This window comes from Stenotrophomonas maltophilia group sp. RNC7, assembly GCF_030910085.1.
GTDB lineage: Bacteria > Pseudomonadota > Gammaproteobacteria > Xanthomonadales > Xanthomonadaceae > Stenotrophomonas > Stenotrophomonas sepilia.
In genome coordinates this window covers 121,836-141,696 of record NZ_JAVFVN010000626.1, presented here as the reverse complement: position 1 = coordinate 141,696, position 19,861 = coordinate 121,836, and the positions used below count along the sequence as shown (strand labels likewise).

The 19,861-nt window shown below is 66.9% G+C and carries 18 protein-coding genes; 7 read left to right on the top strand and 11 right to left on the bottom strand.

All coding sequences use genetic code 11. The features are described from left to right. Positions 1 to 134 precede the first annotated feature (134 nt). The 4 genes from flgA to RCF13_RS12635 all read left to right on the top strand — a co-directional run bounded on the left by flgA (position 135) and on the right by RCF13_RS12635 (position 2,819). Positions 135 to 791, top strand: a complete 657-nt coding sequence (gene flgA / locus RCF13_RS12650; RefSeq protein ID WP_005416463.1) for a flagellar basal body P-ring formation chaperone FlgA — start codon at positions 135 to 137, stop codon at positions 789 to 791. A gap of 75 nt (positions 792 to 866) precedes the next feature. Next, positions 867 to 1,172, top strand: coding sequence for a flagellar biosynthesis anti-sigma factor FlgM (flgM, locus tag RCF13_RS12645; RefSeq protein WP_005409579.1), 306 nt, complete (start codon positions 867 to 869; stop codon positions 1,170 to 1,172). Further along, positions 1,169 to 1,507: a FlgN family protein gene (locus tag RCF13_RS12640; protein ID WP_014037132.1), complete on the top strand. Its 339-nt coding sequence runs from the start codon at positions 1,169 to 1,171 to the stop codon at positions 1,505 to 1,507. The genes flgM and RCF13_RS12640 overlap by 4 nt, the downstream gene beginning before the upstream one ends. A gap of 91 nt (positions 1,508 to 1,598) precedes the next feature. After that, a complete protein-coding gene (locus RCF13_RS12635) occupies positions 1,599 to 2,819 on the top strand; it encodes an ATP-binding protein (protein WP_049461073.1) in 1,221 nt (406 codons plus the stop codon). 93 nt (positions 2,820 to 2,912) lie between these two features. On the opposite strand, the gene RCF13_RS12630 is transcribed toward RCF13_RS12635, so the two are convergent. After that, on the bottom strand, positions 2,913 to 4,685 hold the full coding sequence (locus RCF13_RS12630) for an EAL domain-containing protein (RefSeq protein WP_049461075.1): 1,773 nt from the start codon (positions 4,683 to 4,685) through the stop codon (positions 2,913 to 2,915). A gap of 3 nt (positions 4,686 to 4,688) precedes the next feature. Further along, positions 4,689 to 6,791: a PAS domain S-box protein gene (locus tag RCF13_RS12625; RefSeq protein ID WP_032954159.1), complete on the bottom strand. Its 2,103-nt coding sequence runs from the start codon at positions 6,789 to 6,791 to the stop codon at positions 4,689 to 4,691. A gap of 130 nt (positions 6,792 to 6,921) precedes the next feature. On the opposite strand from RCF13_RS12625, the gene RCF13_RS12620 reads away from it, so the two are divergent. Further along, on the top strand, positions 6,922 to 9,681 hold the full coding sequence (locus RCF13_RS12620; RefSeq protein WP_049461077.1) for an EAL domain-containing protein: 2,760 nt from the start codon (positions 6,922 to 6,924) through the stop codon (positions 9,679 to 9,681). 136 nt (positions 9,682 to 9,817) lie between these two features. On the opposite strand, the gene RCF13_RS12615 is transcribed toward RCF13_RS12620, so the two are convergent. The 8 genes from RCF13_RS12615 to RCF13_RS12580 all read right to left on the bottom strand — a co-directional run bounded on the left by RCF13_RS12615 (position 9,818) and on the right by RCF13_RS12580 (position 16,004). Further along, complete coding sequence (locus RCF13_RS12615; protein WP_049471549.1) at positions 9,818 to 10,837, bottom strand: GAD-like domain-containing protein; 1,020 nt, start codon at positions 10,835 to 10,837, stop codon at positions 9,818 to 9,820. A 187-nt stretch (positions 10,838 to 11,024) separates the two neighbouring features. Continuing rightward, positions 11,025 to 11,531: a hypothetical protein gene (locus RCF13_RS12610; RefSeq protein ID WP_049461081.1), complete on the bottom strand. Its 507-nt coding sequence runs from the start codon at positions 11,529 to 11,531 to the stop codon at positions 11,025 to 11,027. A gap of 67 nt (positions 11,532 to 11,598) precedes the next feature. Next, entirely contained in the window at positions 11,599 to 11,814 is a 216-nt protein-coding gene (locus tag RCF13_RS12605) for a hypothetical protein (RefSeq protein ID WP_049461083.1), read from the bottom strand. A gap of 96 nt (positions 11,815 to 11,910) precedes the next feature. Further along, positions 11,911 to 13,101 (bottom strand): methyl-accepting chemotaxis protein, encoded by a 1,191-nt coding sequence (locus RCF13_RS12600; RefSeq protein WP_005416472.1) that lies wholly within the window; start codon positions 13,099 to 13,101, stop codon positions 11,911 to 11,913. A gap of 216 nt (positions 13,102 to 13,317) precedes the next feature. After that, positions 13,318 to 13,932 (bottom strand): high frequency lysogenization protein HflD, encoded by a 615-nt coding sequence (hflD, locus tag RCF13_RS12595; RefSeq protein WP_005416473.1) that lies wholly within the window; start codon positions 13,930 to 13,932, stop codon positions 13,318 to 13,320. Further along, complete coding sequence (mnmA, locus tag RCF13_RS12590) at positions 13,929 to 15,071, bottom strand: tRNA 2-thiouridine(34) synthase MnmA (protein WP_049460788.1); 1,143 nt, start codon at positions 15,069 to 15,071, stop codon at positions 13,929 to 13,931. The genes hflD and mnmA overlap by 4 nt, the downstream gene beginning before the upstream one ends. Next, positions 15,068 to 15,529, bottom strand: coding sequence for an NUDIX hydrolase (locus RCF13_RS12585; protein WP_049460786.1), 462 nt, complete (start codon positions 15,527 to 15,529; stop codon positions 15,068 to 15,070). Before RCF13_RS12585 ends, mnmA begins: the two co-directional genes overlap by 4 nt. Position 15,530: 1 nt before the next feature. Next, positions 15,531 to 16,004, bottom strand: a complete 474-nt coding sequence (locus RCF13_RS12580) for a hypothetical protein (protein WP_005416476.1) — start codon at positions 16,002 to 16,004, stop codon at positions 15,531 to 15,533. A gap of 112 nt (positions 16,005 to 16,116) precedes the next feature. On the opposite strand from RCF13_RS12580, the gene clpS reads away from it, so the two are divergent. Further along, complete coding sequence (gene clpS, locus RCF13_RS12575; protein WP_005416477.1) at positions 16,117 to 16,443, top strand: ATP-dependent Clp protease adapter ClpS; 327 nt, start codon at positions 16,117 to 16,119, stop codon at positions 16,441 to 16,443. 138 nt (positions 16,444 to 16,581) lie between these two features. On the opposite strand, the gene RCF13_RS12570 is transcribed toward clpS, so the two are convergent. Beyond that, positions 16,582 to 17,394 (bottom strand): APH(6) family putative aminoglycoside O-phosphotransferase, encoded by an 813-nt coding sequence (locus RCF13_RS12570; RefSeq protein ID WP_049460784.1) that lies wholly within the window; start codon positions 17,392 to 17,394, stop codon positions 16,582 to 16,584. Positions 17,395 to 17,532: 138 nt separating this feature from the next. On the opposite strand from RCF13_RS12570, the gene clpA reads away from it, so the two are divergent. Then, a complete protein-coding gene (gene clpA, locus RCF13_RS12565; RefSeq protein WP_049460782.1) occupies positions 17,533 to 19,818 on the top strand; it encodes an ATP-dependent Clp protease ATP-binding subunit ClpA in 2,286 nt (761 codons plus the stop codon). Positions 19,819 to 19,861 lie beyond the last annotated feature (43 nt).

Sequence of the window (19,861 nt, the reverse complement as noted above, 5' to 3'; positions counted from 1 at the left end):
CTCTTGTAGCCTCGAGCGATGCTCGGCTGGCTGTTGGGCGCAAAGCGGTCGAGCATGGCCTGACTCTACAAGTGCCCCTCTGGCACACCCCTTGCACGCACCTGGGCCAGCTCTTGCCGATTGAAGGAGGCGCCATGTGCCGGGTCACATCTCTATTCGCCATCGCGCTGGCCGTGGCCTCGCCGTGGGCGGCTGCCGCCGACTGGCAGCCGGTGGCAAGCATCCGCGCGGCGGCCTTGTCGACGCTGCCGGCGGGCAGCGAGGGCGAGGCCCAGGTGGCCGATGCGCTGCGCCTGCCGAAGTGCGGGGGGGCGTTACAGGTGCAGCCCACCGCCAACACCACGGTGGAAGTCAGCTGTCCGGACGCGGGCGGCTGGCGCCTGTTCGTGCCGGTAAAGGTGCGGCGCAACCAGACCGTACTGGTGCTCAACCGCGGAATCGGCACTGGAGAAACCCTCACTGCCGCCGATATCACCACTGCCCAGCGTGACGCTGCCCGGATTGCCGGCGCGGTGCTGTCCGATCCCAATGCAGCGATCGGCCGCGTCGCCCGCCGTCCGTTGCAGGCCGGAGCCCTGCTGTCGAACAACGATCTGGTGGTGCAGCGTCTCATCAAGCGAGGAGACAATGTGGCCCTGGTGTCGCGTCGCGGCTCGGTCGAGGTCCGCATTGCCGGCCGTGCGATGGGTGATGCCGGTGAGAACGAACGGGTCTCGGTCGAGAACCTGTCCTCGCGGCGGATCGTGCAAGGCACGGTCGATGCCGCAGGTGACGTAATCGTGGCGCGTTGAATTACCGCAAAATATCCCTAAAGATCACGGCCCTGCGGCCGTTATCCCTTGTGAACGGCAACTCCAGGACACCCCATGAGCCAGAAAATCGACGGCAACCTGCAGGTCCCCCAGGCACTGCGCAGCGTGACGACCCCGGCCAACAAGCCCGGTGTCAGCACCGATGCGGCGGCGCGCCCGGTCGAGGCGGCCGACAGCCTGCGCCTGACCGGTGAGGCCACCAATCTGCAGGCCATCGAGCGCGAGCTGACCACCGCCCCGGCGATCGACGCCCAGCGCGTGGCCGCCGTGCGCGAGTCGCTGCAGAACGGCACCTACAAGATCAATCCGGACGCGATCGCATCGCGCATGCTCGATCTGGACCAGCAGCTGCACGGATGACTGCGGCGATGAGCGAGCCGCTGCAGCGTCTCGCCCAGGCCCTGGACGTTGAACGCCAGGCCCTGGTCGAGCACGACGTGCACGCCCTGATCCGGGCTACCGGCGCCAAGCTGGAAGCGTTGCGTGCGCTGGAAGGCGCGCCACCGGTGGGCGAGGGCGAACAGCTGCAGGAACTGGCCGAGCGCAACCGGGCCAACGGCGTGCTGCTGTCGCGCCGCCGCCGCGAGGTGAACTGGGCGCTGCGCCAGCTCGGCCGCACCGAAGACGCCTCGGCCTACGATGCCAAGGGCCAGTCGCACACGGTCAGCATCGGCCGGCCCCTCGCCGTCGCCTGAGGCGACGGCGGTCGCATAACCCCTCACGGCGGGCTGAAGCCCGCTGCATGACCGCGTATATTGGGCGCCTGTTCGAACGTCCCGAGTCGCCGTGTCCGCTGCCAACGCCCTGGTTACCGCCCCCCTTCCGCCGCAGCCGGTGCTGCAGGCCCTGCTTGAGCGCCTGCGCGAAGGCCTGCTGCTGTTCACCGATGACGGGCGGGTGGCCCTGGCCAATCCGGCCGCACAGAACCTGCTGGCCAGTGGCGAGGGCGGCGGGTTGCCGCCGCCGCAGCGCCTGCGCGAACTGCTGCCGCCCGATGCGCTGGAACAGGCTCGCCAGCATGGTCACTGGAATGGCAGCCTGCCGCTGGGCGAGGGCGTGGTCATCGCCCATCTGTACCACCATGGTCCGGTCGGCCAGGGGCATTTCCTCGCCCTGTTCCGCCACATCGAAGGGCAGGAAGACTACGAACGCGAGCTGCAGCAGCGCCATGCCGAACTGCGCCAGGCCTACCTGCGCCTCAATGGCACCCAGGAAAAGCTGCTGCAGTCGGAGAAGATGGCGTCGATCGGCCAGCTGGCCGCCGGCGTCGCGCACGAGATCAACAACCCGATCGGTTACGTGCACTCCAACCTGGGCAGCCTGCAGGAATACCTGCGCAGCCTGTTCACCGTGATCGAAGCCTACGAGCGCGCCCTGCGCGCGCCGGACCCGAAAGCGCTGATTCCGGAAATCGATGATATCCGTGACCGTCTGGATATCGATTTCATCAGCCGCGACCTGCCGCAGCTGATGGCGGAATCGCGCGAAGGCATCGAGCGGGTCACCCGCATCGTGCGCGACCTGAAGGATTTCTCGTATTCCGGCCGCGACGAGTCGTGGAAGCTGGTCGACCTGCACGCGGGCCTGGAATCGACCATCAACATCATCTGGAACGAACTCAAGTACAAGGTCACCCTGGTGCGCGAGTTCGGCCAGTTGCCCCTGGTGGAGTGCCTGCCATCGGAGTTGAACCAGGTCTACATGAACCTGCTGCTCAACGCCGGCCATGCCATCGCCGAGCGCGGCACGATCACGGTGCGTACCGGCGTTGATGGCGATCACGTTTGGGTCGAGTTCGAAGATACCGGCGGTGGCATCTCGCCGGAACTGCGCCAGCGCATCTTCGATCCGTTCTTCACCACCAAGCCGGTGGGCAGTGGCACCGGCCTGGGCCTGTCGATCTCCTACAGCATCATCAACAAGCACCACGGCCGCATCGACCTGGACAGCACGCCCGGCGTGGGCTCGCGCTTCCGCGTGGTGCTGCCGGTCAAGCAGCCGCGCTGACCGCTTCTGGCAGTGCCGGCCGCTGGCCGGCAACCTCATTGAACCCGATTTCCAGAGCAGCCGGCCAGCGGCCGGCTCTACCAGAGGGGATGGTTACCGCAATGGGCGCTCCTCGCCGCCATCTCCGCTCTCCACCGGCGCCGGGCCGGCATTGCTGCGGCGCTGTTCCTCGTACGTGCGGAACGCCTGGTGGATGTGCTTGCGCAGCTCGTCGTCGTTCCACGGCTTGGTCAGGAAGCGATAGATCGCGCCGCGGTTGATCGCATCGGTCACCGTGTTCAGATCGGTGTAGCCCGACAGCACCAGGCGGATCGTATCCGGGTACAGCATCTTCACCCGGCCCAGGAACTCGGTGCCGCTCATGTCGCTCATTCGCTGGTCGGACAGGATCACCTGCACGTCGTTGATCGCCAGCAGGTCGAACGCATCGCGCACGTTGCCGGCGGCCAGGATGCGGTAGCCGTCGCGGCGGAACAGGCGCACCAGTGAGCGCAGCACGTTTTCCTCATCATCCAGCAGCAGCAGCGTCCGGTCCGGGCGCGTCTCGGCGAAGGCTTCCGGGCGCAGGTAGCGGCGGCGCAGGGTCATGCCGGCGGCATCGGCCGACATCGGTTCGCCGAACAGGTAGCCCTGGAACACGTCGCAGTCGTTGCGGCGCAGGAAGCCCAGCTGCGCCTGCGATTCCACGCCGTTGGCGATCACGGTCATGCCCAGCTGGTGGCCCATGGCGATGATCGCGCGGGCGATGGCCGCTTCACGATTGCCGGCCGGCGCGCTCTTGATGAAACTGCGGTCGATCTTCAGCTTGTCCACCGGGTAGCGCACCAGCGCGCTGAGGCTGGAGTCGCCGGTACCGAAGTTGTCCAGGCTCAGGCTGATGCCTTCATTGCGCAGGTTGGCCAGCGTTTCGTGGACGAAATTGACGTTGTTGGTCAGCGCACTCTCGTTGATCTCCAGCGTCAGCATGTGCGCCGGTACGCCCGCCGCCTGCAGCAGTGACATCACTTCGGCGAAGAAGTTCGGCCGCAGCAGCTGCAGGGTGGACACGTTCACTGCGATGGTGAAGTCATCGAAGCCCTGGTCGCGCCACAGCCGCGCCTGCTTCAAGGCGCCTTCCAGCACCCAGGTGCCGATCTGCACGATGATCCCCAGGCGTTCGGCGGTGCGCATGAAGCGCTCCGGCACCAGCATGCCCAGGGTCGGCGACTGCCAACGCAGCAGCGCTTCCATGCCCACCACGTGGCCGTCGCGCGCGCTTACCAGTGGCTGGTAGCGCAGCTTCAGCTCGCCATTGGGAATGGCATCGACGATCTGGCGCGCGATGATGCTCTCGCTGTGCGCGCTTGGCGGGGTGTCCACCGCATGGATGCGCACGGCATTGCCGCCTTCGCGGGCGGCCTGGTACAGCGCATCCTCGGCATGGTCGAGCAGGCGCGAGGTGCTGCTGGCATGTTCCGGGCACAGGCTCACGCCCAGCTTGCCGGTCATGAACAACGTGTACGGCAGCACCGACAACGGCAGCTCCATCTGTTGGCGGATCTCCTCGGCGAAATCCTCCGGCAACGGCAGATCGGCGGTGCGCGCCACCGCGATCAGGAACTCGTCGCTGCCATGTCGCCACAACTTGCCGCGCCCGCGCAGGTAGGACTGCAGGCGCTGTGCCACCAGCACCAGCGCCTGGTCGCCCACTTCGGCACTCATGTTTTCATTGACCGATGCGAAATGGTCGATGTCCACGTGCATCAGCATCAGTGCGATGCCGCCTGAGGCTGCCTCGGCAACCATTGCCTGCAGCTCGGGGTTGCCGGCGCCAAGGCGGTCGGGAGCGTCATCGATGCTGACCGGGGGCAGGTTGGGATTCCACATGGTTCAGTATTCCGGTGAATCGACGGCAGCCCTGCTGGCCGCCTGGTAGGGGAGGTGGACATCGACCAGGGTGCCTTCGCCATGCGCGGATTCAATCCGCACGTGGCCACCGACGCTCTGTGCGCGCTCGCGCATCACGATGAGGCCCAGGCCGCGCGGGCCGTCCGGATCGAAGCCTTCGCCGTCATCGCGGATCTGCAGGTGCAGGCCGCGCTGGCCGACATCGCGCAGCTGCAGCAGGACCTGGCTGGCGCGCGCATGGCGCAGCGCATTGGTCAGGCTTTCCTGTGCGATGCGGAAGCAGGCCTGTTCGATGCTGTTGTCGGGGCGATGCGGCAACGGCTCGATCTCGGCCAGCAGCTCCACCGGCGAGGAGCGGAACAGAACCCGCGCCTGCCAGCTGAGTGCTGCCTCCAGGCCCAGTGCATCCAGCTGCGGGGGGCGCAGCAGGGTGGAGATGTCGCGCAGTTTGGCCACGGTGGTGTCGGCCAGGCTGACGATCTGCGCCAGATCCTGCCCACGCCGCTGCGGATCGTCCTCTTCCAGCGCCGCGTGCGCCGACAGCTTGATCGCGGTGATGGCCTGGCCGATGTCATCGTGCAGATCGCGCGAAATCGCACGACGTTCGTCCTCCTGCAGCGAGAACAGCCGCCCGGCCATCGCCTGCAGTTCGCGGTTGCTGGTTTCCAGCGCGCTGCGGATGCGCTCGGAATCACTGAGGTCGCGCACGATCAGCAGCTTGCAGTCGCGGCCACCGTAGCGCACGTCGCCCACCGCCAGGCCGGCATGGAAGCTGCGGCCGTCGCCGCGCTGCATGGCCACCACGCTGCTGTGGCCTGGTCCCAGGTGCGGCTGGCCGGCACGCAGCTGGCTGCGCACCCGCGGCAGGTCTGCGGCAGCGACCAGCGCCGACAAGGGCTCGCCCAGCAGGGTATGGCTGCCGTAGCCGAACAGGCCGGCGGCCCAGGCGTTGGCGTACAACACATGTTCGTCGGAGAGGATCACCACGCCGTCGGGCAGTACCCGCACCAGCTCGCGGAACTGCTCCTCGCGCTCGCGCAGCAGTCGCCGCGACTGCTCGCGTTCGGTCACGTCCTGCAGCGTGCCCAGCACGCGGTTGCGGCCAGCCTCATCGAGACCACTGGCGGCACGCAGGTGCACCATCAGCGCGCGCCCGTCCATCGACAGCAGCGGCAGCAGCACGTCCACCTGTACCGGCTCGCCGGAGCACAGCTCGGCCAGCAGCTGCTCGGTCTGGGTGGCGGTGGCCGGGTCGGCCGGCACCAGCAGTTCGTCGAAGCGGTGCCAGCGGCGGGCTTCGGGCGGGCGGCGGCCGAGCAGGCGATAGACCTGGTTGGAATAGCGGCCCAGCCCGGTGGACGGGTCCAGCTCCCAGGCGCCGATGCGGGCCAGTTCGTGGGCTTCTTCCACCCGTGCCAGCGCCTGGTCGCGACGCAGCTGGGCCAGGTCCTCGGCAGTGCGATCGATGGCGATCAGCAGGCGCGCATTGTGACCGTCGTAACTGATCGCGTTGGAGCGCAGTTCCATCTGCCGCAGCGCGCCATCGCGCAGCTGCAGCTGCGCGCGCAGGATGCACAGCTCGTCGGGCGCCTCGCGGATCGCCTCCAGCTTGGCCTGCAGCGCCTGGCCCTGGCCGGGTGGCCACAAGGCGTCGATGGTCTGTTCCAGCAGCTCATCGCGCTCCCAGCCGAAAGCGGTGCAGGCGGCTGGGTTGGCGTCGAGGATCGCCAATGTGTCCAGGTCATAGACGAGGATCGGGCCGGGGTTGCCCTCGAACATCTGCCGCAGGCGCAGCTCCGAGGCCTGCTGGCGGGCGTGGGTATGCAGCACGTGCTCGGCCAGCGGGCGCAGCAGCAGGTACAGCAGGCCCGCGCTGGCCAGGGCGAAGAACGAGCCCTTCAGGCCCTGCCACAGGGCCGCCTGCTGCGGATCGGGCACCAGCGCCTGCACCACGCTGTCGGTGGAGATCATCCAGGCCAGCGCCATCACCAGGTAGCTCAACACCACCCGTCGCCGGTCACGGCTCAGCGCCTGCGCCATCCGCGGGTCGGGAACTGGGGCGTTGCCGGTCGGTTCTGCGGGCATGGACGGGGAGGGTGAAAGGGGCGCCGGTCATCTTACCCCGCAGCGTGCCGTCACCACTCAATTATCCGCCGCAGGCGCCGTTAACCACTGCGTGCCCCGCTGACGGGCGAGTCATCCGGAGCAAGATCGCGTGGACCAAGGGATCATCGCCAGCCTGCTGCAGCACCCGCTTGCGTCGGCGCTGGTCATCGTCGACCGTACCGGGCGCCCGCTGGCGGCCAATCCGGCCGCGCGCGAGCATGGCCTGCCGGCCACCGTGGCTGCCTATGCGCCAATGCTGGAAGATCTACGCCTGATGGCCGCCGATGGCGGCATCGTGCCCTGCACGCTGCCAGGCGGCCCGCGCGGCCACTACGACGGCCACCTGCGCGCCGTGCATGACGGTGCCGGCAACCTGCTGGCGTTCACCCTGAGCATTCCCGAGCCGGTGCCGGTCGATGGGGGTGGGCGCTGGGAACTGGCACTGGACAGCGCCGGTCATAGCCTGTGGGACTGGGACATCCCCAGTGACCGGGTGGCGCGCACGCCGGCGCTGGGCGACGAGACGGCCACCGAACTGCTGTCGCGCGTGCACAGCGAGGACATCGACCAGGTGCGTGCCGCGCTCGACGAGCACCTGCGCGGGCGCAGTGAGCAGTACAGTGCACAGTTCCGCTTCCGCCAGGCCGATGGCCAGTGGCGTTGGGTGCTGGATCGCGGCCGCGTGGTCGCGCGCACCGCTGATGGCCAGCCGCTGCGCATGGTCGGCACGCATACCGATATCGAGCAGCAGAAGCAGCTCGAATCGCTGCTGCAGGAACAGCAGCTGCACCTGAGCGAGGCCCAGCGCATCGCCAGCATGGGCAGCTGGTCGTTCGACCCCAACAGCGGGCACTTCTGGTGGTCGCCGGAACTGCGATCGCTGCTGGCGCTGGAGCACGGCGCCGTGCCCGGCCAGCGGCGCTGGCTGAAGCAGCTGCATCCGCGCTCGCGTGGCGCGTTGCGTGCGGCATGGCGGCGGCTGTGGCGCGATGGTCGTGCCGCCAATCTCGAGCTGGAGCTGACCCGTGGCCATGAGCCATCACAGCACCTGCGGCTGTGGATGCAGCCGCTGCTGGACATGGACGGGCAGCCCAAGCGCCTGCTCGGCCAGGTGCAGAACATCACCGAACAGCACCAGACCGACGCGTTGATTCGCTGGCGCACCGAACTGCTGAACCGGGTTTCCGCGCTGGGCCGCATCGGCGGCTGCGAGATCGAGGTGCAGACCCGGAGCATGCAATGGACCGAGGAATGCTATCGCATCCACGGCCTGCGCAAGGAGCCGATCACCCTCGATCAGGCGATGGCGCTGTATACCGAAGACTCGCGCGATGCGTTCGAGGCGGCACTGGCCCGCATCGCCAACGGCGGCCTGCCCGAGCAGCTGGACCTGTGCTTCTACCGCCAGTCCGGCCTGCGTGTCTGGGTGCAGGTGCTGATCGAGCTGGATCGTCGTGACGGACTGCCGCCGCGCTTCGTGGTGCTTTTCCGTGATATCACCCGCGAGCGCGAGGCCAACGAGCGCATTGAACTGCTGGCCCACTACGACCTGCTGACCGGCCTGCCCAATCGCGTGCTGCTCGGCGAACAGACCGCCGAGGCCATCGAGGAGGCGCGTGATCGCGGCACCTCGTTGGCGATGCTGTTCATCGACCTGGACGGCTTCAAGACCATCAACGACAGCTTCGGCCACGCCACGGGTGATGCGCTGCTGAAGGCTGCCGCGACCCGCCTGCACCAGAACCTGCGCAACAATGATCTGTTTGGCCGTTTCAGCGGCGACGAGTTCATCGTCGTACTGCGCGACCTGGCTGAGCCCGAGGATGCGGGACATGTCGCCCGCAAGCTGATCGCCTCGCTGGCCGAGCCGCTGCGCCGTGGCGAGACCACGCTGAAGGTCGGTGCCAGTGTCGGCATCGCGATGCTGGGTGATGCGCAGACCGATTTCGATTCACTGCTGCGCGCTGCCGACGCCGCGATGTACGCGGCCAAGGAAGCCGGACGCAACACCTACCAGTATTACAGCCAGGATGCCCTGGCCCGCATCCAGCGCAGGCTGGAGCTCGAGCACGCGCTGCACGGTGCGATCGAGCGCGAGGAGTTCAGCCTGGCCTATCAACCGCTGCTGCATGCCCACCAGGGCGAGCCGCCGGCAATCGAAGCACTGCTGCGCTGGCATCGCCCCGGCATCGGCTATTGCAGCCCGGCCGAGTTCATTCCCATCGCCGAGAAATGCGGCGAGATCGTACGCATCGGCGACTGGGTACTGAACGAAGCCTGCCGTCAGGCAACCGCCTGGGACCGGGCTGGACTGCACTTCGACCGCATCGCGGTCAACGTGTCGGCGGTGCAGCTGCGCGACCGTGGCTTCGCCGAACGTGTGATCGAGATCTGCCATGCCCACGGCTGGCCGCCGCAGCGGCTGGAGCTGGAGCTGACCGAATCGGCGCTGATCCGTGACACCGACATCCTGCGCCACTGCTTCGACGTGCTCGAACGGCACGGCGTGCCGCTGGCGGTGGACGACTTCGGTACCGGCTTCTCCAACCTCAACTACCTCAACCGCTTCCCGGTGGGTCGCCTGAAGATCGACCGTAGTTTCGTGCAGGGCATGCTGCACGATTCGGGCACGGCCGAAGTGACCCAGGCCATCGTGCACCTGGGCCACGCGCTGGGCATGAAGGTGGTGGCCGAGGGCGTGGAGACGCACCAGGAAGAAGACATGCTGCGCCGCCAGGGCTGCGACGAAATCCAGGGTTACCTGTACTCGCGCCCGCTCAGCCCGCGTGACCTGGCGCAGTGGCTGCGTCAGCAGCGTCCGTTACCGATGCGCACCGACGCCAGCAGCGAAGCAGTGCTGGTGCGCTGACCACCCGCCGCTGGTAGGTGCCGACCGTTGGTCGGCACGGTTGCCGCATGGCGTGGATCTACTCAAAGAGCCAGCATCTGGTAGTTGCCGACCTTGGTCGGCGTGCACGCTGGTTCGCCCGTTGATGTGTCCGCCGTCAGCGACGCTGCGCAAGCTCTGCGAGCACATCCAGCGCCTTGCGTTTTACCAGGCTGCCTAGCCGCCAGCCGTGCTCTGACACCGGCTCCTTCGAGCTGTAAATCTCTCCGTCGCCCAGCGGCCCCAACATCTCACGGGCTCGCCAGAACATTGGCTCCCCGTCCTCGGCCAGAACATCCAGTTCGGCAGCATCCAATGCAAGCAGGAAGTCGTGCAGGCGTCTGTCGCGGTCGATGTTGCTTGCTGGAAGAGTCAGTGTTGCTGGCGCGCATAGGTAACCTTCGTGGGGTTCAAGCGTGAGTTCGACTCCGGTTCGCTCGCCACAGATCAGCATCTGGCCGAATGGCGAGATCGCATAGACATGGAAATCATCTTTGCCCCATAGAGGGCTGCCCGCCAGAAGGGCGGCGAGCACCGATTTGTACCCCGCAGGGTTCACCAAAGCCAGTCGATCATCGTGATAGCGCGCAAGACCGTCGCGCTGCCACAGTGCCAGCAATGCGTCCGTGAACCTGCCTTTCCAGAGCGTCAGCATGGTGTCAGCAACAGGCGAGCCTGGAGTACTGGTTTGCAGTTGATCCAGAAGGCTCGTCGTGAAGAGGGCGGAAGTATCGGTATCCACGACTGCCGAGACGTTCTCCGGGTGGTCCCGGTCCTCCGGACCTTCCGGCAGCAGGTTGAGAAATGTCAGCATGCTCTCGGCCCGTGCAAGCTCCAGGTTCGATTCCTCGCCCGGAATGGCGCTTGCCTTGCTTCCGGAGACAAGCAACAAGGCGCCCGTTGGAAGCTCATGCCACGGGGCTTTAAGGATCAGATAACGTCGCGGCGCCTGTTCGGCATCATCGTCAAGGATGATGACTGGCGGGCCGTCTTGCACGCACCCCGCGGACACTTCAACTGCTGCATCGATCACACCCGCTTCAGGATCGTACGCATTGATCGGAGCGGAGTAGGGCTGCTGGAACGCTCCAAACGTCTTCAGCGCCTGCTGAAGCGCCCCAAGGGAATCGGGATCCACGGTCAATGGGACAAGGGGGTGCCGGAAGCTGCAAAGCAACTGAGAGGCAGAGAAGGGCGCTGGTCATCGGGCTGGCTTGATCTGAACCGCAATCGGCCCCTTCACGATGAAGGGCGCATGGTTCACGGTCCATGCAAACAGTCGGAAATGCTGGCATCGCGGGGCATCATCCACGCACGGCGTGGATCTACCTTGGAAACTCCGCCTTCAACTGCATGCGCAGCGCCTCGACAATGGCCGCATAGCGCCGCTTCTGCACCAGATAGCTGGCCAGGAACAGTGGCAGTACCAGCAGCATCGGCGCCACCATCGGGCGCATCGCCACCAGTGGCAACAGCAGCAGCGACAGCATCGCCACGAACCAGCTGCACAGGCCGATCACCCGCACCTCGTGCCGCCGTGCGTTGAGCACGATGCGTCCACGCATCACCGGGAAGTAGCGCAGGCCGAAGCTCGGCGCGAAGCTCTCGCGGAACGCCATGCTGCCATCGGGCAGCGCATGGAAGGCCAGCCGCAGCCACTTGTCCTGCGGCAGGTCACGCTCCAGGCTGCCCAGCGAGAGCCGGGCCTGCATGGCCGGCGGCGCCGCGATGCGTTCGTTGAACAGGGTGATGCCCCAGCTGAAATAGCCGGCCACCCAGGCCATCAGGAGGACGGTCTCCAACAGCACGAGTGCGATCAGGGTGATGGCCATAGGTCTTCCATGGACGGGACCGGGCAATCATGCCATGCGGGATGCCCCACCCACGCAGGGCGTGGATCTACTTCAGGGCTTCGCCATCCAACCCCAGGTCCCACGCCAGCCCCAACAGCTCGTCGTCCGCCGGCGATGGCGCCGGGCGCGCGTCCGCCAGCTGCTGCAGCTCGCAGATTTCCTCGCGGGCGACCTCTTCCAGCTTTTGCAGCTGCTCACGCACGCTCGCGTTGCGCGGGCGCTCGGTGTCGGTGAGGGCGGGCAGGGCGCGGATCAGGGTCATGGCGCGTACAGGATGCATCCAGCGGCGGGTTACAGGCAAAGGCCCCGGACGAACCGGGGCCTTGCGGGCTGCCGGCGAGGGCAGCGGACATCAGGATCAGAACAGCTCTACCGTGCCGGCACCCATGCTCTGCTGGGCAACCGGCTTGTGCGGCGGGCGTTCCCATTCGCTGCGCAGTTCGCGCAGGCGGTTGCCGGTGCGCTGCAGGGCCGTGGCGATCTCTTCGTCGAACACGCCGCCATTGCGGTGCAGCAGTTCCTGCAGGGCCACCGCTTCACGGTTGATCGCGGTCAGGCGGTCCAGGTGGGTGTGCACGCCGCCCAGCGCCTGGGTGGCGATGTCTTCGAACTGCAGGGCGCGCACGGCTTCGGCCACGCTGCCATCGATCGCACGTGCGCACTCGGAGACTTCGCGCATGCCGTCGCCGAGCGAGGCATTGATCTGCGCGACATTGTCGAGCATTGCCGCCGCTTCCTGGCGTGCTTCGCGGGAGCGGTCCATGTCACGCGAGGCCATGTGCGAGACCGTCTCGCGCACCTTGGCGATGGCGTCCTTGGAGCTGTGCGCCAGCTTGCGGATCTGCTCGTTGAAGGTGGTCGAGCGCTCGGACAGGTTGCGCACTTCGTCGGCGACCACCGCGAAGCCTCGGCCGGCTTCACCGGCACGCGCGGCTTCGATGGCGGCGTTCAGCGCCAGCAGGTTGGTCTGGTCGGCGATCGACTTGACGTCTTCCAGCAGCGCGAAGATGCCATCCAGGTGCTGTGCCATCTGGTCGATGTGCTGCACGGTGGTGCTGCTCTGGCCGCTCACCTGTTCCAGCGCTTCCACCAGCTGTTCCATGCGGTGGCTGGCGTGCTGGGCGAAACGGGCAACGTCGAGGCCGGCATTGCCTTCATCGCCGGCGCGGTCGACGATGCGCGACAGCGCCTGGCTCTGCTGGCGCGACTTGCGGTTCATCGCATCGAAGCTGCCGCCCAGGCTGGAAACCGCCTGGCGGATCAGGTCGCGGGCGCGTTCCACTTCACCACGCGAACCGTCGATTTCGTTGCCGACGAAGTTGCGCAGTTCGGTCAGCAGCTGGTCCTGCTCACGCAGGACACGGGCATGTTCCGGGGAACGATGCGCCTGGGCGCGGGTGGTCCACCACGCAAAGCCGAGCCAGCTCAGCGTCATCGTGGTCAGGATCGCCCAGCGCAGGGCGGCCGGCCATTCGAAACCGATGGCGAAGGGGAGCAGCAGGGTCAGAGCCAGGGGGGCGGCCAGACGGATGAAAATGCGTGAGTACATGGACGTTCTCGGGAGGTGCACGGAGGATGTATCGGCCGTACCCCCTTTCTCTTTAACGTCGATGTGCTTGGAAGTGCATTCTGAATGCGCCGGTTTTCCGGCGCTTGGCGGCTTCGGGGTCGGATCCCTTTCCGTGCCGGAAAGGGATCCGACCCCTGGGTAGGCAGCGGCGGGGTCGGATCCCTTTTTATGGAAAAGGGCTCTGACCCCACACCCTTACGCCAGCTGCCGGTCCACGGCCTCGATCATCGCCTTGCGGCCGAACAGGAAGTCCCAGTAGCTGCCGCCCAGCTGGCGCCACAGCACTGCCGAGCGCACCGCGGCCAACAGCAGGGCACGGATCTCGGCCACCACGCCGGCCTGGCCCAGGTAGTGCGGGTTGCCTTGCACCATCACCCGCGGCTTGAGGTGGCTGATGGTGTCCGCGTACAGGCTTCCCAGGCTGGCCAGCACATCCGGGTGGCCGCTGTCGCCCAGTTCGGTGGCCTGGCGCTGGGCACGCTCGATGCCCGAAGCAACCTTGTTCACGGTGGCGCCATCCTGAACGAAGCGGCGCTCCAGCTGCAGCACCGACAGCGCCAGTTTCGGCAGGATCGGATCCTGGCCCTGGTTGCGGAAGTAGTTGTGCAGCAGGCGCAGCCCGGCCTTCAGTGCATGGCGGTCACCGAACACCGCCTGCGGCGAGGACGCATCGACACGGAACACGCTGTCCACGGCGGTGCGCACGGCGGCGGCGTCGGAATGGCCGGTATCGGCGATGCGGCGTACCTGCTGCAGGGCCTGGGCAATGCCGGCCAGGGCCAGGACGCGGTCGTCGACAGTGAAACTCATGCAGCGATTACCTCAAAAGGGGAGGGGGTGGTGCGCAGGCGCTGTTCCAGCGGCGCATCGGTGGCGGCGATCACCGCGCCACCCAGGCACACATCACCGTCATACAGCACCAGCGATTGACCGGGGGTAACGGCACGCTGCGGGCGCGCGAAAGTGACCAGCACGCTGCCATCGTCCAGCACGTCGACCGTACACGGCTCATCGGGCTGGCGGTAGCGGGTCTGGGCGGTGCATTCGAAGCGTCGCGCGGGTGGCGAGCCCGAGATCCAATGCGCCGGCTCCGATCGCAGGCGATCGGACAGCATCCATGGGCTGTCGCGGTCCTGGTCGACGTACAGCACGTTGCTGGCCACATCCTTGCCGACCACGTACCACGGTGCGGCCGGGCGGCCGCGTACGCCGCCGATGTTCAGGCCCTCGCGCTGGCCCAGGGTGAAATAGAACACGCCCGGATGTTCGGCGATCACGCTGCCGTCGGCCGGGTCAAGGATCTGGCCGGGCCTGGCCGGCAGGTAGCGGCCGAGGAAGTCGCGGAAATCCCGCTCGCCGATGAAGCAGATGCCGGTGGAATCCTTCTTGGCGTGGGTCGGCAGGCCGACGTCGCGCGCAATCCGTCGCAGGTCGGTCTTCTCCAGGTCGCCGATCGGGAACAGGGTGGCCGCCAGCTGCTCCTGGCCCAGCTGGTGCAGGAAGTAGCTCTGGTCCTTGGAGCGGTCGGCACCGCGCAGCAGCAGCCACTGGTGGCCGCGCTGGGTCACCCGCGCGTAGTGGCCGGTGGCGATGCGCTCGGCGCCCAGCTCGCGGGCGGCATCCAGGAAATGCTTGAACTTCACCTCGCGGTTGCACAGCACGTCCGGGTTCGGCGTGCGGCCAGCGGCGTATTCGGCCAGGAAGTGCTCGAACACGCCCTGCCAGTACTCGCTGGAAAAGTCCCGGAAGTGGAACGGGATACCGAGCAGGCCGCATACGGCGACCGCATCGCGGCGGTCATCCTCGGCACGGCAGTCACCGCTGCCGTCGTCGGCCCAGTTCTGCATGAACAGGCCGGCCACGGCCTCGCCCTGCTGGACCAGGCGCCAGGCGGCGACCGAAGAGTCGACACCACCCGAGACGCCCACCATCACGCGCGGCGTGCTCATGCGACCTCGCGGACCAGCGAAAGCGGGTGGCGCTGGCCACCCAGGTAATCCGCCACCACCTGCCAGACCAGCGGGCTGCGCTGGCGCTCACCGGCGGCCTGCAGCTCGGCCGGGGTCAGCCACAGCGCGCGGTCGATGCCGGTGTCCAGCGGTTGGGCCGGGTCGTGCGAGACCGGGTGTGCTGCGTAGCAGAAGCGCAGGAAGGCGGTGCCGTCGCCGGCAGTCCACTGGTAGCAGCCGATGAAATGGGTCAGCTGCACGGTCCAGCCGGTTTCCTCCCGGGTCTCGCGCAGGGCTGCCTCGGCCAGGCTTTCGCCTGGCTCGAGGTGGCCGGCCGGCTGGTTCAGCACCTGGCGGCCTTCAATGGTCTCTTCGACCAGCAGCACGCGGCCGCCGTCAACCACTACCGTGGCGACGGTGGCGTGCGGTGCCCAGCGCGGGTCCGGCGTGGCGTTCAACTCAGAACTCGTCCTTCTTGGTCAGCTCCAGCTCCATCGCGTCGGCGGTGCGGATGGCCGCATCGATGGCGTCGCTGAGCTGGTCCGGGGTGGCATCGGCGTCGATCTTGACCACGAACATGGCGGTGGTGTCCTGCTTTACCCAGCCCCCCATCTTGGCGTCCTGCGAATCCTCCAGCAGGCGGTTGGCCACGGCCACCGGGAACTGCTTGGTCTTGGCGTTGTAGGCCGGCGACCAGATCTCACGGATGTTGTGGCTGCCGAAATCCTCCACCGCCGAGCGCACGTAGACCATCTGGGTGCGGTCACCCTCGACGTCGAACACCATGCGGTAGTCGCCATCCTCGTCGACTTCGTAGGTATAGCCCAGCTTGTCCAGATGGCGGGCCACGGACTTGTCGGCGCTGGTTGCGGCAGTGGCAGAGCCGGCAGCGGCCAGCGCGATCAGCAGGGCGGGAAGAAGGGTCCTTTTCATGAAGATCCTGTGAAACAGTGTTGGGAGAGGGTGCAATTGTGACGGTGGGCGTGCGTGCCGTCCAATCTGCGGCGGGCCGACGCAGGCCTGCCCGAGCCCCTATAATGGATGGATGCCCCATGAGTCCTCCCCCGATTCCCAGCACGAGCACGGCGTTGCCGTAGAGCCCGCGCGCCCGGAAGTGGCGCCGCCGCCGTTCTACCAGGTGATGCTGCTCAACGACGACTACACCCCGATGGATTTCGTGGTGGATGTGCTGCAGCAGTTCTTCAGCATGGACCTGGACAAGGCCACCCAGGTGATGCTGCACGTTCATACCCGCGGCCGCGGCGTCTGCGGTGTCTTCACCCGCGAAGTAGCCGAGACCAAGGTTGCCCAGGTCAACGAGTACTCGCGGATGAACCAGCATCCGCTGCTGTGCACGATGGAAAAGGCCTGACCGGCTGCCGATTCGCGTCCGGGCACAACGATCCCGGACCCAGTGTGCCCACCAAGGTGGGCACCTACCAAAGCAGAGGCCTGTATCGATCGTGGATGGAGCGCCCCCAGCAAGGTAGGCACCTGCCAAGCGCGGGTCTCAGCTCTCCGCCAGCGCCTCCAGCGCCATCCGCGCCACCGCCTCGTCCACTTCGGCCGGGTCGCCGTCATCCCTGAACCACACTGCCGACAGCGCCATGCTGGCCGCGATCCAGCGCAGCAGGCGCGTGCGCTCCAGGCCGGCCAGTGCGCTGACCTGTTCCAGCCGGGCAGCAAACCGCTCCGGCCGCGTGGCCACGTGGATGCCCGGGCCACAGAGATCCGGATTGCTGAACATCGTCGTGTAGTCGAACGCACGGTCGCCCAGCAGCCGCTTCGGGTCGATCGCCAGCCAGCCGCGCGCGCCGAAATCGAGCACGTTGTCGTGGTGCAGGTCGCCATGCAGGGGCCGGACCTCGCGCTCTTCCTGCAGCAACCCCTCCGCCAGTGATCTGCACTGTTCCAGCAGTGGCTGCAGCGCAGCCCTTGGCTGCAGCAGATCGGCGAACCATGTACGCAGCCAGACCAGTTCCGCTGGCGGCGCGCTCCGTGGCCGGTGCAGCCGTTGCAGGACCTGGCACAGGATCGTGGTGCAGGCCTCATCGTCGCCCTCGATCGAGCGTTGCCGCAGCGAGTCGCCGCCGGCACGCTCGATCAGGATCGCCGGCCCGGCGTGGGCCAGCAGGCGGGCAGCGCCGTCGCCGTCCCACCAGCGCAGCAGGCGATGGCTGTTCTGCTCCTCCGCTTCGCTGCTGATCTTCAGCATCGCCGGCGTGCCGGCAGCGGTCAGCACCGGCCAGAGCCGGGCATGGGCCGTTTCGATGGCCGGGCCATCACGCCGCAATCGCCAGCGGCTCAGGTAGGGTTCGCTCATGCCGGTTGAGGTCTTCTGGAGTGAACGAAGATCAAGCGTTCTGCAGTGCTAACGCCATCTGAACGCAGCAATCCGCTAGGGTGATGGAAATCGCGTAGTCAGGCCGCATATTGTTCCCATCTGCCGCCGGAGTAATCCATGTTCAGCAAAGACCTCGAACACACCATCGGCCAGTGCTACAAGCGCGCCCGTGAGGCCCGGCATGAGTTCATGACGGTCGAACACCTGCTGTTGGCACTGCTCGACAACCCGTCCGCCCAGGCCGTATTGAAGGCCTGTGGTGCCGACGCCGAACGCCTGCGCCAGGAGCTGGAGCAGGCCATCGAGGCCTCCGTGTCGCGCCTGGCCGAAGATGACGGCCGCGATACACAGCCGACCCTGGGCTTCCAGCGCGTGCTGCAGCGGGCCGTGTACCACGTGCAGTCCTCGGGCAAGAAGGAGGTCACCGGCGCCAACGTGCTGGTCGCCATCTTCGGCGAGAAGGACTCCCACGCCGTCTACTACCTCAACCAGCAGGATGTGACCCGGCTGGATGTGGTCAATTACCTGTCCCACGGCATCGCCAAGCTGGGCGAGGAAGGCGAGCAGCCGTCCTCCTCCTCCGACGGCGAGGGCCGCATGGAAGGCGGGGAGGGTGAGCCGAAGGGTGATGCCCTGACCGAGTTCGCCAGCAACCTCAACGAACAGGCCCGGTCCGGCCGCATCGATCCCCTGGTCGGTCGTGGCGACGAGATCGAGCGCACCATCCAGGTCCTGTGCCGTCGCCGCAAGAACAACCCGCTGTACGTGGGCGAGGCCGGCGTGGGCAAGACCGCCATCGCCGAGGGCCTGGCGCGCCGCATCGTCGAGGGCTCGGTGCCCGACGTGCTTGCCGACGCGGTGATCTATTCGCTCGACCTGGGCGCGCTGGTGGCCGGCACCAAGTACCGTGGCGACTTCGAGAAGCGCCTGAAGAGCGTGCTGACCGCACTGAAGAAGGTGCCCAACGCGGTGCTGTTCATCGACGAGATCCACACCATCATCGGTGCCGGTTCGGCCTCGGGCGGCACCATGGATGCGTCCAACCTGATCAAGCCGGCGCTGGCCTCCGGCGAGCTGCGCTGCATCGGTTCGACCACTTTCCAGGAATACCGCGGCATCTTCGAGAAGGACCGGGCACTGGCCCGCCGCTTCCAGAAGATCGACATCGTCGAGCCGACCGTTGGCGAGACCTACGAGATCCTGCAGGGCCTGAAGTCCAAGTACGAGCTGCACCACGGCGTGACCTACTCCGACGAGGCGCTGCAGGCGGCGGTTGACCTGTCGGTGAAGCACATCGGCGACCGCCTGCTGCCGGACAAGGCCATCGATGTGATCGACGAGGCCGGTGCCCGCCAGCGCCTGCTGCCGGAAGGGCAGCGCAAGGAGCTGATCGACGTCGAGGAAGTGGAGGCGATCGTCGCCAAGATGGCGCGCATCCCGACCAAGCAGGTCAGTGCCACCGACAAGGATGTGCTGCAGCACCTGGAGCGCAACCTGAAGATGGTGATCTTCGGCCAGGACCCGGCCATCGAGACGCTGTCCTCGGCAATCAAGCTGGCACGTTCGGGCCTGGGCAATCCGGAAAAGCCGATCGGCAACTTCCTGTTCGCCGGCCCGACGGGTGTCGGCAAGACCGAGGTGACCAAGCAGCTGGCGCTGCAGCTGGGCATCGAGCTGGTCCGCTTCGACATGTCCGAATACATGGAGCCGCATTCGATCAGCCGCCTGATCGGTGCCCCTCCAGGCTACGTCGGCTTCGATCAGGGCGGCCTGCTGACCGAGAAGATCGTCAAGACGCCGCACTGCGTGCTGCTGCTGGACGAAATCGAGAAGGCGCACCCGGACATCTTCAACATCCTGTTGCAGGTGATGGATCGCGGCGTGCTGACTGATACCAACGGTCGCGAGGCCAACTTCAAGAACGTGGTGCTGGTGATGACCACCAATGCAGGTGCGGCGCAGGCCTCGCGGCGCTCGATCGGCTTCACCAAGCAGGACCACGCCACCGACGCGATGGAGACCATCCGCCGCAGCTTCACCCCGGAATTCCGCAACCGCCTCGACGCGGTGGTGCAGTTCCAGGCGCTGGGCTTCGAGCACATCCTGCGCGTAGTCGACAAGTTCCTGATCGAGCTGGAGATGCTGCTGCAGGACAAGCACGTCAGCCTGTCGGCCACGCCGACCGCGCGCGACTGGCTGGCCCACCACGGCTTCGACCCGCTGATGGGTGCGCGTCCGATGGCCCGGGTGATCCAGGACAGGATCAAGCGTCCGCTGGCCGACGAGCTGCTGTTCGGCAAGCTGGTCAACGGCGGCAAGGTGAGCATCGATGTGCGCGACGACGAGCTGGTGGTCGAAACCCAGGCCGAACCGGAGCGCCTGCTGCCGGTCACGGTGGAATGAACTGACCCCCGGCCGGTTTCGGCGGACCTGAAATGACAAGGGC

What these genes read in the sequence shown, in the direction of transcription:
- flgA (WP_005416463.1), top strand. Translation starts at nt 135, where the DNA reads ATGTGCCGGGTCACATCTCTATTCGCCATCGCGCTGGCCGTGGCCTCG.
- flgM (WP_005409579.1), top strand. Translation starts at nt 867, where the DNA reads ATGAGCCAGAAAATCGACGGCAACCTGCAGGTCCCCCAGGCACTGCGC.
- RCF13_RS12640 (WP_014037132.1), top strand. Translation starts at nt 1,169, where the DNA reads ATGACTGCGGCGATGAGCGAGCCGCTGCAGCGTCTCGCCCAGGCCCTG.
- RCF13_RS12630 (WP_049461075.1), bottom strand. Translation starts at nt 4,685, where the DNA reads ATGTGGAATCCCAACCTGCCCCCGGTCAGCATCGATGACGCTCCCGAC.
- RCF13_RS12625 (WP_032954159.1), bottom strand. Translation starts at nt 6,791, where the DNA reads ATGCCCGCAGAACCGACCGGCAACGCCCCAGTTCCCGACCCGCGGATG.
- RCF13_RS12610 (WP_049461081.1), bottom strand. Translation starts at nt 11,531, where the DNA reads ATGGCCATCACCCTGATCGCACTCGTGCTGTTGGAGACCGTCCTCCTG.
- RCF13_RS12605 (WP_049461083.1), bottom strand. Translation starts at nt 11,814, where the DNA reads ATGACCCTGATCCGCGCCCTGCCCGCCCTCACCGACACCGAGCGCCCG.
- RCF13_RS12600 (WP_005416472.1), bottom strand. Translation starts at nt 13,101, where the DNA reads ATGTACTCACGCATTTTCATCCGTCTGGCCGCCCCCCTGGCTCTGACC.
- hflD (WP_005416473.1), bottom strand. Translation starts at nt 13,932, where the DNA reads ATGAGTTTCACTGTCGACGACCGCGTCCTGGCCCTGGCCGGCATTGCC.
- mnmA (WP_049460788.1), bottom strand. Translation starts at nt 15,071, where the DNA reads ATGAGCACGCCGCGCGTGATGGTGGGCGTCTCGGGTGGTGTCGACTCT.
- RCF13_RS12580 (WP_005416476.1), bottom strand. Translation starts at nt 16,004, where the DNA reads ATGAAAAGGACCCTTCTTCCCGCCCTGCTGATCGCGCTGGCCGCTGCC.
- clpS (WP_005416477.1), top strand. Translation starts at nt 16,117, where the DNA reads ATGCCCCATGAGTCCTCCCCCGATTCCCAGCACGAGCACGGCGTTGCC.
- RCF13_RS12570 (WP_049460784.1), bottom strand. Translation starts at nt 17,394, where the DNA reads ATGAGCGAACCCTACCTGAGCCGCTGGCGATTGCGGCGTGATGGCCCG.
- clpA (WP_049460782.1), top strand. Translation starts at nt 17,533, where the DNA reads ATGTTCAGCAAAGACCTCGAACACACCATCGGCCAGTGCTACAAGCGC.